At 71.5% G+C, this 14,516-nt stretch carries 15 protein-coding genes; 1 reads left to right on the forward strand and 14 read right to left on the reverse strand.

The window, feature by feature from the left end; translation table 11 throughout:
• The 7 genes from DKG74_RS19550 to cbiE all read right to left on the reverse strand — a co-directional run.
• On the reverse strand, positions 1–369 hold a 369-nt coding region (locus DKG74_RS19550), incomplete at its 3' end, for a hypothetical protein (RefSeq protein WP_207779430.1).
• Positions 370–788: 419 nt separating this feature from the next.
• Entirely contained in the window at positions 789–1,556 is a 768-nt protein-coding gene (gene cobF, locus DKG74_RS19555) for a precorrin-6A synthase (deacetylating) (RefSeq protein WP_109907870.1), read from the reverse strand.
• Positions 1,549–2,280 carry a uroporphyrinogen-III C-methyltransferase gene (cobA, locus tag DKG74_RS19560; protein ID WP_109907871.1) on the reverse strand — a complete coding sequence of 244 codons (732 nt, stop codon included), beginning with the start codon at positions 2,278–2,280 and terminating at the stop codon, positions 1,549–1,551. The genes cobF and cobA overlap by 8 nt, the downstream gene beginning before the upstream one ends.
• Entirely contained in the window at positions 2,277–3,584 is a 1,308-nt protein-coding gene (locus DKG74_RS19565; protein ID WP_109907872.1) for a cobyrinic acid a,c-diamide synthase CobB, read from the reverse strand. Before DKG74_RS19565 ends, cobA begins: the two co-directional genes overlap by 4 nt.
• Positions 3,584–4,366: a precorrin-4 C(11)-methyltransferase gene (gene cobM / locus DKG74_RS19570; protein WP_109907873.1), complete on the reverse strand. Its 783-nt coding sequence runs from the start codon at positions 4,364–4,366 to the stop codon at positions 3,584–3,586. The genes DKG74_RS19565 and cobM overlap by 1 nt, the downstream gene beginning before the upstream one ends.
• Entirely contained in the window at positions 4,363–4,731 is a 369-nt protein-coding gene (locus tag DKG74_RS19575) for a cobalamin biosynthesis protein (RefSeq protein WP_109907874.1), read from the reverse strand. The genes cobM and DKG74_RS19575 overlap by 4 nt, the downstream gene beginning before the upstream one ends.
• The gene (gene cbiE, locus DKG74_RS19580) at positions 4,722–5,912 is read right to left on the reverse strand and encodes a precorrin-6y C5,15-methyltransferase (decarboxylating) subunit CbiE (protein ID WP_109907875.1); all 1,191 of its coding nucleotides are present in this window, start codon (positions 5,910–5,912) and stop codon (positions 4,722–4,724) included. Before cbiE ends, DKG74_RS19575 begins: the two co-directional genes overlap by 10 nt.
• Between cbiE and DKG74_RS19585 the strand changes: the two genes are divergently transcribed.
• On the forward strand, positions 5,911–6,660 hold the full coding sequence (locus DKG74_RS19585) for a cobalt-precorrin-6A reductase (RefSeq protein WP_109907876.1): 750 nt from the start codon (positions 5,911–5,913) through the stop codon (positions 6,658–6,660). The two genes, cbiE and DKG74_RS19585, sit on opposite strands and share 2 nt — an antisense overlap.
• On the opposite strand, the gene cobJ is transcribed toward DKG74_RS19585, so the two are convergent.
• From cobJ to DKG74_RS19620, 7 genes are read right to left on the reverse strand one after another with little or no spacing between them, the layout of a single operon-like run.
• Positions 6,636–7,367 (reverse strand): precorrin-3B C(17)-methyltransferase, encoded by a 732-nt coding sequence (cobJ, locus tag DKG74_RS19590; protein WP_109907877.1) that lies wholly within the window; start codon positions 7,365–7,367, stop codon positions 6,636–6,638. The two genes, DKG74_RS19585 and cobJ, sit on opposite strands and share 25 nt — an antisense overlap.
• The gene (locus DKG74_RS19595; RefSeq protein ID WP_109907878.1) at positions 7,364–8,101 is read right to left on the reverse strand and encodes a precorrin-2 C(20)-methyltransferase; all 738 of its coding nucleotides are present in this window, start codon (positions 8,099–8,101) and stop codon (positions 7,364–7,366) included. Before DKG74_RS19595 ends, cobJ begins: the two co-directional genes overlap by 4 nt.
• Before the next feature lie 5 nt (positions 8,102–8,106).
• Positions 8,107–8,739 carry a precorrin-8X methylmutase gene (locus DKG74_RS19600; RefSeq protein ID WP_207779431.1) on the reverse strand — a complete coding sequence of 211 codons (633 nt, stop codon included), beginning with the start codon at positions 8,737–8,739 and terminating at the stop codon, positions 8,107–8,109.
• Positions 8,736–9,896: a precorrin-3B synthase gene (cobG, locus tag DKG74_RS19605; RefSeq protein WP_109907879.1), complete on the reverse strand. Its 1,161-nt coding sequence runs from the start codon at positions 9,894–9,896 to the stop codon at positions 8,736–8,738. Before cobG ends, DKG74_RS19600 begins: the two co-directional genes overlap by 4 nt.
• Positions 9,893–13,153, reverse strand: a complete 3,261-nt coding sequence (gene cobN / locus DKG74_RS19610) for a cobaltochelatase subunit CobN (protein WP_243404186.1) — start codon at positions 13,151–13,153, stop codon at positions 9,893–9,895. The genes cobG and cobN overlap by 4 nt, the downstream gene beginning before the upstream one ends.
• Positions 13,119–14,120 (reverse strand): cobalamin biosynthesis protein CobW, encoded by a 1,002-nt coding sequence (gene cobW, locus DKG74_RS19615; RefSeq protein ID WP_109907880.1) that lies wholly within the window; start codon positions 14,118–14,120, stop codon positions 13,119–13,121. The genes cobN and cobW overlap by 35 nt, the downstream gene beginning before the upstream one ends.
• Before the next feature lie 3 nt (positions 14,121–14,123).
• Positions 14,124–14,480, reverse strand: a complete 357-nt coding sequence (locus DKG74_RS19620) for a DUF1636 family protein (RefSeq protein ID WP_109907881.1) — start codon at positions 14,478–14,480, stop codon at positions 14,124–14,126.
• Positions 14,481–14,516 lie beyond the last annotated feature (36 nt).

A 14,516-nucleotide genomic window follows, 5' to 3' on the forward strand; every position in this document is an offset into this window, starting at 1 on the left:
GCGCAGGTTCTGGCCCTCTTCGGCGAAGACCTCATGCCAGGCCCGGCCCGTCGCATCGCCAGCCAGAATGCGGCCGCGATTGCCCACCGCCGCGAAACCATGACCCGGAACCGCCACAACCCGCCGCAGCAGATCGCTCGAGCCACTGTCCACCGTGCTCCACGCCCGGCCATCCACGCCCGCCACAACAACCGAACCATGATACCCGCTCGCCACCGAAGCCGACGAACCAAGCCCAATCCCAAACAAATTGTCCGGGTATACGCGGTAACCGGTAGCGTCCGCGCGCGCCGTCACGGGCATCAGCGACGAAGCCGCCAGGACGGTCACGACCGCCGCCGCATGGATCGCGCCCCGGGCGATGTTCATAACGTTTTCGGTTACGAATGGAATCCGCGTGGGTGGATGCCCCGCGTGTCGACGCAATACGGCCGACTCCGTTTTCCTCTGCAAACCTCGCCTCCCTGTCCTTGCCTCGGTCGTAGCCGGCGGCTTTGGATCACGTTCTGCAAGATCGTTGCCAACCGGCCGTCCGCTGCAGCGCAAATCTTGTAAGGCTTTGTTTTTCCGTATTATTTTTATCTCGCTTCAGGCGATGCGAAAAAACATGCCCCGCGATTGCCGCATTGCACCTTTGCGATATCAGGAAGTCGGAAGGGAAGATCGACTAATTTGAACAAACCAAATTGGCGACACAGCGTCAGCGAGAGCGGCACCCGATACCGGGGGCGCTGCTCGGCGCCACCCGGCTCCGGTCGACCGGGAATTAGAAGAACGGTGGGCGGCCGTCAGGCCCGCGCCCTGCGCAGTATATAAATATCCATGATCCAGCCGTGACGGCGGCGGGCGGCGGTCCGGGCTTCCGCGATCGCGGGCGCCATCGTGAACAGGGGACCGGAAAGAATCGTCTCCGCCGCCATGCCGACATAGGCGCCCCACCATATGTGGATCCCCTCCTGAGCGATGTGGCGGAAGGCACAGTCGCCATCCAGCATGACCACCACCGTGTCGACTCCGGGTGGCCAGCCAAGATCGCGCAGGTGCCGGCCGGTGGTGACGACGAATGGCGCCCCGATGTCATTCACGGGAATGCGATGCGCGGCCGTGAGCGCCTGAACAGCGGTAATGCCGGGAATGACCTCGAGGGCGGGCGCCGGTCTCAGGCGGGCGGCGATGCGCAGGCTGCTGTCATAGAGCCCGGGATCGCCCCAGATCAGCAGCACGACGCGCCCTCGTCCCGCTGGCAGATGCGCGGCGATGGTGCCTGACCAGACCTCGGCGATGGCATCGTGCCAGTCGTCCACGCCGGCGCGGTAATCGGGATTGCCGGCATCGCGCACCGGCAGGTCGAAATCGGCGATCCGCGTCGCGGGATTGGTCAGCACATTGACCAGGATGTCCCGGCGCAGGTCGGCGAGATCGGCCTTGTCGGCACCTTTTCGCGGGATCAGCACAAGATCGGCGCGGTTGATCGCCTTGATCGCCTGCAGGGTCACATGGTCCGGATTGCCGCTGCCGATACCGATGAGCGAGAGGTGAATGCCGGCTTCAGGCATCGCCGCTCTCCCCCAGGGGACCGAACAGGATCATCGCCGGGGCCGCCCCCTTCGCCGCACCCGCCAGATGCGCGGCAAGGCCCGCCAGCGTGTCGCGCCGACGGATCGCGCCGGGCAGGCTGGCGTCCTCGACCAGCAGGGCCGGGGTCTCGGCAGGCAGACCGGCGGCGATCAGCCGGGCGGCCAGCTCGGGGAAAGTGCGCCGGCCCATGAAGACGGCGGTGACCGCCTGCGCGTCGGCCAGGGCGGCGAGGTTCAGGTCGTCCGGCAGACGGCCCGTGGCATCATGGCCGGTGATGAATTGCAGGCGCCGCGCGGCCTGGCGCCGGGTCAGCGGCAATCCCGCCCCGGCGGCGGCGGCGCAGGGCGACGGCACGCCGGGCACGATCTCGAAGGCGATGTCGGCGGCGCGCAAGGCTTCGATCTCCTCCTCCAGCCGGCCGAAGATGCCGGCATCGCCGGACTTCAGTCGCACGACCCGGGCGCCGCCCGCGGCGTAATCGACCAGCAGGCGATTGATGTGGTCCTGCCGGGGCGAGGCCCGCCCGGCCCGCTTGCCGACGCCGACGAGATCGGCGCCGTCGCGGACATGGCCGAGGATATCGCCCGCGGCGAGATCGTCGTAGAGCACGGCATCGGCCCGGCGCAGCCGGTCGACCGCCTTCAGGGTGAGAAGCTCGGGATCGCCCGGCCCCGCCGAGACGAAGGAGACGAAGCCGGTCATGCCGCCCCCGCGATCAGATGAAAGAAGGTGCCGGTGGCAAGGCCCCGGCGCGAACCCGTTTCCGTGACCGGCGCGCCGGCCGCGTCGACCACCTGGGCCAGCGGCGGATCGTTGAGGGCGACCACGCTGGAATAATGGAATTCGTGGCCACGCAAGGCCCCACCGGTCGGGAAGCCCGGCATGGCCGCCAGCAATTGCGCCCGCCGGTAGCCGAGATGCATTCGCCGCGCCGCGTAACTGGTGACGAGGCCAAGCAGGCGGGCCATTTCGTGGGACACGCCCTCCGCGTCGATCAGCGCGCTGCCCATCACCATGTAACCGCCGCATTCACCATGCACCGGCCGCGTCGCGGCGAAACGCCGAAGCCCGGCGCGGAAATTCGGCGCGGCGGCGAGCCGGCCGGCGTGCAGTTCGGGATAGCCGCCGGGCAGCCAGCAGACATCCGCCGTCCCGTCCGGCGCCTGATCGGCGAGCGGCGAGAAGGGCAGGATTTCAGCCCCGGCCCGGCGCCAGCCCGCCAGCATATGAGGGTAGACGAAGGAAAAGGCGGCGTCGCGGGCAAGGGCGATGCGCTGGCCGGGCGGCGCGATCTTCAGGGCCCCGTCCGCCCCGCCTTCGCCGCCGACTGCCGCGCGCCGCAGGGCGTCCAGGTCGACGTTATCCGCGACGAAATCCGCCGCCTCGGCGATCATCGCTTCGAGGGCGCCATGTTCCTCGGCCTGGACGAGGCCGAGGTGACGTTCCGGCATTTCGATCTTCGCCCGGCGCGGCAGGGCGCCGAGGACAGCGATGCCCGCCTGCGCCATGCCGGCGCGGACCAGCGCCTCGTGCCGGGGGCTGGCGACGCGGTTCAGGATCGCCCCGGCGATGCGAACATCGGGCTGGAACCTCGCAAGGCCCAGCGCGACCGCCGCCGCCGTCTGCGCCTGACCCGAGACATCGAGCACGAGGACCACCGGCCAGCCCCTGCGCCGGGCGATGTCCGCGCTGGCACCGCTGCCACTCACCCCCGGCAATGCAACACCGTCGTAAAGCCCCATGGAGCCTTCCGCCAGCACGAGATCGGCCCCCGATGCCTCGGCCCCGAGGGCGTCGATCATCGCCGCCGGCATGGCCCAGCTGTCGAGGTTCCAAGACGGTCGCCCGGCCGCGGCGGCGTGAAAGCCCGGGTCGATGTAATCCGGGCCGCTCTTGTAGGGCTGCACGATCACGCCCCGGTCGCGGAAGGCCCGGGCAAGGCCGAGCATGACCGTGGTCTTGCCGCTGCCCGAGGCGGGGGCGGCGATCATCAGGCCGGGCGGCATCACCGCCCCTCCGGAAAGCGGGGCGTGTCGCCCTGTGGGCGGAAGCGCCGGTCGTAATCGGCGGCGTAAAGCCGGCTTTCGCCGAAATCCTCCGCCCCCAGCACCGGCCCGACCAGGATCAGCGCGGTCCGCTCGCCCGCGCCGTCGACCGCGCTCGCCAGCCTGCCCAACGGGGCGTGGACCACCCGCTCCTCCGGCCAGGAAGCGCGGAAGACCACGGCGGCCGGACAGTCGGCGCCATAAAAGGGCAGAAGCTCGGCGACCACCCGGTCGAGCACATGGATCGAAAGATGGACGGCGATGGTCGCGCCCGTCGCCGCGAAGGCGGCGAGGCTCTCGCCCTTGGGCATACCCGTCGCCCGGCCGGAGGTTCTGGTCAGCACGACCGACTGGGCAAGGCCCGGCAGGGTCAACTCGGCACCAATGCTGGCGGCGGCGGCGGCGAAGGCCGGAACCCCCGGCGTTATGTCATAGGGAATGCCGAGAGCCCGCAGCCGGCGCAATTGCTCCCCCATCGCCGACCAGATCGAAAGGTCGCCCGAATGCAGCCGGGCAACATCATGGCCCGCCGCATGGGCAGCGGCGATTTCGCCGATGATGGCGTCGAGATCGAGGGCGGCGGTGTTGACGATGCGCGCGCCCGGCGGGCAATGGTCGAGCAAGGCCGCAGGCACCAGCGAGCCGGCATAGAGGCAGACCGGGCAGCGCGCGATCAGGTCGCGGCCGCGCAGGGTGATCAGGTCGGGCGCGCCGGGGCCGGCGCCGATGAAATGCACGGTCATGATCTGGGCCTTTCGGCGAGGGCCGCCGTCGCCATGCCATCGGGGCTGGTGGCGCGGGGGCGCAGCAAACGGGCGCCCGGCCCGGCGACGGCGAGGGCGGCCGCCTCCGCCAGACTGCCGGCGCCGGTTGCCTCGACACTGCGCAGGGAACAGGTGGCGGTGCCCTGCGTGGTCAACACGGCGCGGGGCACGGGGACGAGCGGCAGGCCGAGGTGGCGCGACAGCGCGAGCGCGACCGGCGCCCCCGCCTTGTCCGCGCCGGTGGCGAGATGGGTAACGCCGGCGATCCCGCCCGCCGCCTCGATGGCCGCCAGAAGGGCGTGCAGCGTCGCCGCCGACCGGAAGCCGAAACCCGCTACACGCATCGCGTCACGCTCCATTGCACCAGGGGCCGCGCCGGCACCCAGCCGCGGAAGGCGCCAAGCGGTGCCGCGCCCGCAAGCTCGATCCGCAGCAGCTCACCGCCGTGGCGACCGGCGGCGAGGATCAGCAGGGCCTCGGTCTCCAGCGTCACCGCATTGGCGACGAGGCGCGCGCCGGGCCGCAACCGCGCCCACAGCAGATCGAGAGAGGCCGCCGACAGCCCGCCGCCGACGAAGACGGCGTCGGCGGGCGGCAGATCGGCGAGCAGCGCCGGCCAATGGCCTTCCGCGATGGCGATGCGAGGGCCGAGGCCGAAGGCGGCGATATTGGCGCGCAAGCCCGCGATGCGATCCGCCCGGCATTCGGCGGCGATGGCAGCGCCCCCACCGGCCAGACACCATTCGATGGCGACTGAGCCGGAGGCGGCACCGAGGTCCCACAGCACTTCCCCCGGGCGGGGCCCGAGGGTGGCGAGGGTCAGGGCGCGCACGGGCCGCTTGGTGATCTGGCCGTCGTGAGCAAACAGATCGTCCGGCAGACCCGGGGTCAGCGGCAGGCCGAGCCGGCCCGCCATCTCGATGCCGAGGGCAACCGGGGCGGCGACATCGGCAAGATCGTAATCGCATGCGATACAGGTGCGTCTCCGCTCCCGGGGGCCGCCCAGCGCCTCGAGGACATGGAGGCGGCTGGCGCCGAAGCCCTGCGCGGCGAGATAAGCAGCGAGTTCACCGCAGGCCGCGCCATCCCGCAGCAGGCAAATCAGGCGTGCGCCATCTCGCAACCGGGGCCGCAGGCTCTCGACAGGCATGGCATGAAGGCCGAGGCAGGCGGTCGTCTCGACCGGCCAGCCGAGACGCGCGGCGGCGAGGGAAAAGGTCGAAGGCGCGGGATGCGCCCGCCATTCGCCGGGCGCCAGACGGTCCGCCAGCACCCTGCCTGCGCCATGCCAGAACGGATCGCCGGACGCGAGCACGGCCACCCGCCGGCCGCGCAAAGCCAGCACGGGATCGACCGAGAAGGGCACCGGCCACGGGCGCCCTCGCCCGCCGACCTCGGCGAGGGCAAGGTGGCGCAGACCCCCGAAGACGAATTCCGCGAGCGACAGCGCGTTCCGGCTTGCCTCCGACAGGCCGGCCATTCCATCTTCCCCGATGCCGATGATCGACAGCCAGGGCTCAGTCATGATCCGTCCCCTCATTCTCGGCGGCACGCTCGATGCCGGCCGCCTCGCCCGGGCGCTGGCGGCGGCGGGGATCGACGGCCGCTATTCCTATGCCGGGCGGACCCAGGCGCCGGCAGCCCAGCCCCTGCCCACGCGCATCGGCGGCTTCGGCGGCGTGGCGGGGCTCGTCGACTATCTGGAACGCGAGGGGATCAGCCATCTGATCGACGCCACCCATCCCTTCGCCGCCAGCATGAGCGCCCATGCCGCCGCCGCCGCCGAGATCGCAAGGGTTCCGCTGATCGCGCTCGAACGGGCGCCCTGGACCCCGGGACGGGGCGACCGCTGGCAGTCCGTCCCCGACATGGCGGGCGCGGCGCGGGCGCTCGGGCTTGAGGGTCGCCGGGTGTTTCTGGCCATCGGGCGCCAGCATGTGGCGGATTTCGCGGTCGCCCCCCGGCATCACTACCTGCTGCGGCTGGTCGATGCCCCGGACGGCCCCCTGCCCCTGCCCGATGCCACCGTCATCCTCGGGCGTGGGCCCTTCACGGTTGAGGACGACCGCGCCCTGATGGTCGAACACGGCATCGACATCGTCGTCGCCAAGAACGCGGGCGGCGATGGCGCAAGGGCCAAGTTGGACGCCGCGCGGGCGCTGGGCCTGCCGGTGATCATGATCGACCGCCCGGCCTTGCCGCCCCGCCGCCTGACCGAAAGCGTGGACGAGGTCCTGGCCTGGCTCGGTCACGGCGCCGACCGCGGGGTATAGAGGAAGCGGCCGGCCCGCCGTGTCGTGCTGCTGCCCAGAATGACGAGGGTGCGCATGTCGGCCATCTCCGCCGTCGCCGCGCCGAGGGTGCTCACCTCGATCCGCTCCTCCGCGCTGCCGACGGCCCGGGCGAAGACAATGAAACGCGCGACACCGCAGACGTCGCGCAAAATGTCGAGCGCGGCGGCGAACTGATGCGGCCGGGCGGCGGAGCGCGGATTGTAGAAGGCCATCGCGAAATCCGCCTCGGCGGCGAGGCGCAGTCGCTTTTCGATCAAGGCCCAGGGCTTCAGATTGTCCGACAGGTTGATGGCGCAGAAATCATGGCCGAGCGGGGCGCCGACCCGCGCCGCCGCCGCCAGCATGGCGGTAACCCCGGGCAGGACATGAATGTCGAGGCCGTGATCCGCCGGCCGGTGCTCCAGTGCCTCGAAAACGGCGGCGGCCATGGCGAAGACGCCGGGATCGCCGGAGGAGGCAACGACGACGCGCCTTCCGGCGGCGGCGAGGTCGAGGGCGTGATGCGCCCGCTCGAGTTCTACCCGGTTGTCGCTGGCATGAAGCACCGCGTCCGCCGTGGCCGCGCGCGCGACATAGGGGCCGTAGCCGACGATATCGGTCGCCTGCATCAGCGCGAACTCGACCTCCTGCGTGATCTGGCTCGACGGTCCGGGGCCGAGGCCGACGATGGTCAGATTGCCCTTCATGCCTCGTCTCCCGCGCCGGGCCGCCGGCCCCGGCCATGGGCGAGGACAATGGCGAAATAGGGACATTCCGCCGTCTCGACGTCCGCGAGGGGGCGCACCCGCTCGCCCGGCATGGTGCCGTGTTCGATCAGCACGGCATCGCCGATGCGCCCGGCCGCCACCAGGGCACGGCGGATTTTCGGCAGGTTGCGTCCGGTCTTCATGACGACGATGGCATCCGCCGCCGCCATGTGACGGATCAGGTCGTCTTCGGCCAGGGTGCCGGTCAGCACGGACAGGACATCGTCGCCCCAGGTGATGGGCTGACCGCTGGCGTGCCAGCAGCCGGCCATGCCGGGAATGCCCGGGACGACCTCGACCGTGGCGCGGTCCCGCAGGCGGACATGCAGATGCATGAAGGAGCCGTAGAAGAACGGATCGCCTTCGCACAGCACGACGACATCCTCGCTCCGCGCGATCTCGGCGAGGCGGGTCGACCACTCGTCGTAGAAGCGGGTGAGGAGAGCATTATAGGCCGGGCTGTCGAAGGGCAGTTCGGTCGTCACCGGATATTCCATCGCGTGCTCGATCGCGTCCGGCGCCAGCATTCCCTCAACGATGCGGCGGGCCTGACCGGCGCGGCCCTTCTTGCGGAAATAGGCGATGTGCCGGGCGGAACGGATCAGCCGGTCGGCCCGCAGGCTGATCAGATCGGGATCGCCGGGGCCGAGGCCGGCGCAGATCACCCTCGCCATGGCGCCTATTCCCTGTCGCTGGCGAGGGCGTTTACCGCCGCCGCCGTGATGGCCGAGCCGCCCAGCCGTCCCTCGACCACGAGGCAGGGCACCGGCGCGCTCGCCAGCAACTCCGCCTTGGATTCGGCGGCGCCGACAAAGCCCACCGGGCAGCCGATGATCGCCGCCGGACGCGGACAGGCCGGGTCCTTCAGCATGTCCATCAGGTGAAACAACGCGGTCGGCGCATTGCCGATGGCGACCAGCGCGCCGGAGAGATGCGGCCGCCACAGCTCCAGCGCGGCGGCGGAGCGGGTATTGCCTATCGCGCGGGCAAGCGCGGGAACGGCAGCGTCGTTCAGGGTGCAGATCACCGGATTGCTGGCCGGCAGGCGGGCGCGGGTAATGCCTTCCGCGACCATGCGGGCATCGCACAGGATGGGCGCCCCCGCTTGCAACGCCGCCCGTGCCGCCGCCGCCATGCCGGGGCTGAAGCGGATGAAGTGTTCCAGCCCGACGAAGCCGGCGGCATGGATCATGCGCACCGCCACCGCCTCTTCCCCTTCGCCGAAGCGGGCGAGCGCCGCCTCCGCCCGGATGATGGCGAAAGAGCGGGCGTAGATGGCGGCGCCATCGGTCTCGTAACGTCTGGCGATCATGATCGGGTGAATATCCCCTCGGGGTGGCGGATCAGGCTGTCGGTGTCGAGGCCATGGCGATGCGGGCTATCGCCCGCGCGGCCGTCGCGGATCAGGGCGAATCCCCCGGCCTCCGCGACCAGCGTGGTCGCGGCCGGGGCCGGATGGGCGCAGCCCTTGGCGCAGGCCGAGACGTGAAGACGCTCGCCCGCCGGCACATGCGGCGCGAGGGCCAGGGCCAGGGCCCGCACCGGCGCCTGCGCCTGCGGGCAATCGGGCGCGCCGGTGCAGGCGTCGACGCGGCGGCGCGGATCGGCGGGGTCGAGGATCGCCCCCGGCAGATCGGGCAGCGCCCCGACCCCCTCGACAAGCAGCATCCGCCATGGCGTGAGACGCAGGACAGCACCAGCCCGGCCGAGGCTGTCCAGCACCTCCGCGCGCAGGCGGCCAAAGGCAAAGCCGACGACCATGCCGAGGGCATGGCGTCCCGGTCCCGGTGGCGGCAGCGGCGCGGCGGGCGCGACATCGCCGGCAAGGTGCCGGGGCAGCGCAACCCCGCGCGCCAGCAGCGGGGCCATGCGCCCCCTGCCGTCCTCGATGCCGCCAGCTTCGCCGAACCAGCGGGCGAGGTCGAGGATGGCCCCGGGCACTTCCCCCTCGGTCACGGCCCGGCCGGTCGGGGCGCCGTCGGCGCGGACGATCAGGCTGCCGCCCGCCGCCCGCTCCACCCTGATGTCGGCGGAAACATCGCTCAGCACCGGCCCCGCGCCGGTATCGAGGGCAATGCCGAATTTGCCTGGCAAGGCGGGTGCCCGGGTCAGCGCGTCTTCGATGGCGCCGGCCAACGCCATGGTGCCGTCGCCGGGCGACCACAGGGGTGTCACCACCAGATTGCGCCGGCCTTCCTGCTCGATCCCGTCGTCGATCAGGCCGAGGGGGGCGAGGTCGGCGATCAGCGCCGCGTGGGACGTGGGGGCGATGCCGCGCAGTTGCAGATTGGCCCGGGCCGAGAGGTCGATTTCGCCGTTGCCGTGAGCCAGCGCCGCCCGGGCGATGCCGGCGACCTGCGCCGCGCTCAGGCGCCCGCCATGAGGGCGGATGCGTGCCACCAGCCCGTCGCCCGAGGCCATGGGGCGCAGGGCGCCGGGGCACCAGCCCTTCACCTCGTAACCGGTCACGATGTGCCCTCCAGCCCGGCGACGATGGCGTTGCGCCGGCTGCGCCACAGGCCCGCCTCGTGCAGGCGGCGGAAGCGGTCGCGCAGCGCGGCGAGGGCGGCGGGATTGGCCGCGGCCATGAAATCCGCCACCTCCGCCCGGCCGAGGGTGGCGTCGTGATAGAGATCGAACAGATGGGCCGGCACCGCCCCGGCCAGATGGGCGAAGGCGGCCATGTGGTCGAGGGTGGCGGCGATTTCGGCGGCGCCGCGAAAGCCGTGGCGCATCATGCCCGCGGCCCAGGCCGGGCTGGCCGCGCGGGCGCGCGTGATGCGGGCGATTTCCTCGGTCAGCAGGCGGGCACGGGGCCGCGCCGGCTCGGTCGTGTCGAGGTGATAGAGCGGCACCGGGGTTTCCCGTGCGGCCGCGAAGCCGCCAATATGCGCGGCATGATCGAGGGCGAGCAGAATATCGCTTTCGCCGAGGTCATGGACATGGACGAAACCATCCGCCGCCCCCACCCGCGCGGCAAGGCCGTCCCGCGCCGCCCCCACGCCGTCGAAGGCAAAGCCCGAGGCCGACAGCCAGGCTTCCCCCGCGGCCGCGCGGCCATCGGCGCCATAATCCTCGATCGCGGCGCCAAGGCCCGCGCCATATCGCCCCGGCGCCGGGCCGAACACCCGGGGGCCGCCGGTCGCATAAGGGTTCTGGTCGGCGGGCTCCGCCCGCGCGGCGAGGGCGGCCGCGCCCTGGCCGAACAGGGTGACCAGATCGGGAAAAACGTCACGGAAAAGCCCCGAGATGCGCAAGGTCACGCCGATGCGCGGCCGCGCCAGCAGGGCGAGCGGGATCACCTCGAAACCCGAAATCCTGCCGCTGCCTTCGTCCCAGCGGGGGGCGAGGCCGGCGAGATGCAGGGCCATGGCGAATTCCTCCCCCGCCGTCCGCATGGTGGCGGAACCCCAGAGGTCGATCACCAGATCGCGCGGCCATTCGCCCCGATCCTGCAGGTGACGGCGCAGCACTTCCTCCGCCAGCTTCACCCCTTGCGCATGGGCGGCGCGGCTGGGCACGGCCCTTGGATCGACGGCGAAGAGATTGCGCCCGGTCGGCAGCACATCGCCCCGTCCCCGCCTGGGCGAGCCGGCGGGACCGGGGGCGACGAAACGCCCGGCGAGCGCGCTGCGCAACCCGGCGCGTTCCGCCGCGCCGCATTCGCCCCGGCCATAGACATGCAGCCCGTCGCCGAAGCGGCTGTCCTTCAGATCGCAGACGAAGCGGTCGAGCCTTGTCAGCGCCTCCGCCGGGGAGGCATCGGGGGACAGGGCCAGATCCTCCTCCACCCCGCTGACCCGGGCTTCCTGCCGGATGTCGGCGATCAGACGGTCGCGCCGCGCCGGGTGCAGGCCGTCAGCGGTCGAATATTCGTCGAGCAGGCGCTCCAGCCGGCGCAGCCCCTCCGGCACCGCGCCCGCGATCTGCGGCGGCGGCAGATGGCCGAGGGTGAGCGCGCCGATGCGCCTTTTGGCCTGCGCGGCCTCCCCCGGATCGTTGACGATGAAGGGATAGACGACGGGCAGGCCACCCGCCAGCGCCTCGGGCCAGCAGGCGGCGGAGAGTGCCACCGCCTTGCCCGGCAGCCATTCCAGCGTGCCATGGGCCCCCATGTGGATCAGGCCATGGATCCCCTGCCGCTGCAGCCACAGATAGAAGGCGACGTAACCATGGCGGGGCACACGCGACTGGTCGTGATAGAGCGAGTCCCGCGCCTCGACCTCGCCTCGCTCGGGCTGAAGCGCGATCACCATCTTGCCGCGCCGCACGAAGCGGAAGCGAAAGGCGCCGTCGCGGACGGCGGCATCGTCTTCCGCCGGTCCCCAGGCGACGTCGAGCGCATCGCGCAGCACCGCCGGCTGTTCGGCAAGGGCGGCGCGATAATCGGCCAGCGGCCAGCCCTCCGTGTCGCCGACAAGGTCGTGGGCGAGATCGCCGGCTGGTGAGACGTCGTAACCTTCGGCATCCAGATCGTCGAGCAACGCGGCGACGGAGGCCAGCGTGTCGAGCCCGACCGCATGGGCCATCTGATCCGCCCGCCCGGGATAGGTCGAGAGAATCACCGCCAGCCGCCGTTCGGCCGCTGGCGTCGCGGCCAGCGCGTGCCAGCGCGCGATGCGGTCGGCGACGGCGGCGATACGCTCTTCGTCGGCAGCATGATGGCTGCGGGCGAATTGCAATGGCTCGTCCCGCGCGCCCGCCGACTTGAAGCTGATCACCCCGGCGAACAGGCGGCCGTCCACCTCGGGCAGCACGACATGCATGGCGAGATCGGCGGGTGAAAGGCCGCGCGCGGCATCCACCCAGTCTTGGCGCCGCGCCGTCGACAGCGCGACCTGAAACACCGGGCATCCCGCCGCATCGAGCGGGGAGGCGCCCTCGTCCCCCTTGGCCGAAAAGGCGGTCGCGTTGACGATGGCGGCAAGGCCCCGCCCGTCGACATGCGCGGCAAGCCAGCCGGCGACACCCGGCGCCTTCAGCGAGGGCACGAACAGCCCATAGGCATCGAAGCCGCGCGCGCGCAGCGCCCCGATCAGAGCATCGACCGGGGCGGTATCGCCCGAGGCGAGATAGGCGCGGTAGAAGACCACCGGCACCGCCGGCCTGTCGCCCGGCGCGGGTTCGGCGACGACACCCCGGGCGGGATCGTGAAAGCCCATGGCGGGCACCGTCTTGTCGCCCGCGACCGGCGCGGCATAGAGCCCGGCGGCAAGGGCGAGCTGGGCCAGCGCGGCCTGCGCCGCCACCGCGCCGCCCGCCTCGCACAGGGCGGCGAGCCGGCGCAGGGTCGAGACCGGCAGGGTCGAGACCTCGTCGAGCCGAGCATCCGGCCGGCCGTCGCCAGGCAAAACGGCGAGGGCGATGCCCTTTCGCTTCGCGAGATCATGGACCTGCATCAGGCCATAGGGCCAATAGGCCTCGCCGCCGATCAGGCGGATCAGGATCGCCTTCGCGCCCGACAGCGTCCGCTCGATATAGGTATCGACCGAGAGCGGGTGGCGCAGCGCCGCCAGATTGGCAAGGCGCAGCGCAGGCAATTGCCCCCGGTGCCAGCCCGCCGCGAAGGCGCCGAGATCGCTGTCCGAGAAGGACAGGACGACGAGATCCGCCGGATCCTGGCCGAGATCGGCCGGACGGGCGGCCTCGTCGAGACCATGGCTTTCGCGGAAGACGACATGCATGGCGGGTTCAGACGCCCAGCCCGCGGCGAAGGGCGGCCTCATCGAGATCGCCCCGCTCGGCGATGACGACGAGGCGGGAGAGACGAGGACCGTTCCAGGGCCGGTCGAACTGCATCCGCACCCGCGCCCCCACCGCCTGGACGAGCAGCCGCATCGGCTTGCCGGCGACGGCGACATGGCCCTTCACCCGCAGGATGCCCTGCTCCCGCGCGAGGCCGGCGATGGCATCGGCCAGCACCGCCGGGTCCGCCACCTCGCCCAGCTCGATCACGGTCGAGGCGAAGTCGTCGTGTTCGTGCCCCTCCTCGCCATCGTGATGGGAGGGACGGGCGGCGATATCGTCTTCCGCCGCGGCGTCGAGGCCGAGCACCACACGGGGGTCGATCACCCCGTCGGCCAGCGTCAACACGGGCAATTCGCGCGGGGCTCCGGCCGCAATCAGGGCGCGGGCGGCGGCGATCCCCCCTTCCCCTGCGAGGTCGGGCTTGGAGAGGAGGACGAGATCGGCGCAGGCGATCTGATCCCCGAACACTTCCGACAGCGGCGCCTCGTGCCCACTGTCGGCCGGGGCATCGGCGAAGCGCCCCTGGGCCAGCGCCTCGGCATCGGCGAGGGCGATCACGCCGTCGATGGTCACGCGGCTGCGGATGTCCGGCCAGTCGAAAGCCTTCAGAAGCGGCTTGGGCAGGGCAAGGCCGGAGGTTTCGATCAGGATGTGATCGGGCCGCCGGGGCAGGGCCAGCAACCTCTCGACCGTCGGCAGGAAGTCGTCGGCGACGGTACAGCAGATGCAGCCATTGGCCAGTTCGACGATGTTTTCCGCCGGACAATTCTCGTCGGCGCAGGCTTTCAGCAGATCGCCGTCGACCCCGAGGGTGCCGAATTCATTGACGAGCACGGCGAGGCGCCGCCCGCCGGCATGGGCCATCAGATGGCGGATCAGCGTGGTCTTGCCGGCACCGAGAAAGCCGGTGACGATGGTGACGGGGGTCTTGGCGAGATCGGCCATGGCTCAGGCCTCCCGCGGCGGAATGCGGGCGATCACGCTTCGGCGCAGCAGCTCGGGGCGCTCGCGCCAGGGCACGATGCCGTCGGCTGCGCGGGCATAGAGCGCCGCCCCTTCGAGCAGGGCGCCGAGATCGGTCTCGGGCGCGATGCCGCCATAGACATAGGTCCAGCGCCCCGGCCCGGCGAAGGCGACGGCGCAGCCGCGCGAACAGGCGGACAGGCAGGTCACGGGCGCGACCGCGATCCCGTCCGGCGCGGCGCGCCGCGCGGCCTCGAGCAGGCGCGAGCCCGGACAGATTTCACCCTCGGCCAGCCGGCGGTTGGCACGGCAGGTGATACAGACATGAAGCGTTACGGCCATCCCCGGTCCTTCGCGCAAGAGGCGAAGGGGGCAAGG

The organism is Zavarzinia aquatilis (assembly GCF_003173035.1).
Lineage (GTDB): Bacteria > Pseudomonadota > Alphaproteobacteria > Zavarziniales > Zavarziniaceae > Zavarzinia > Zavarzinia aquatilis.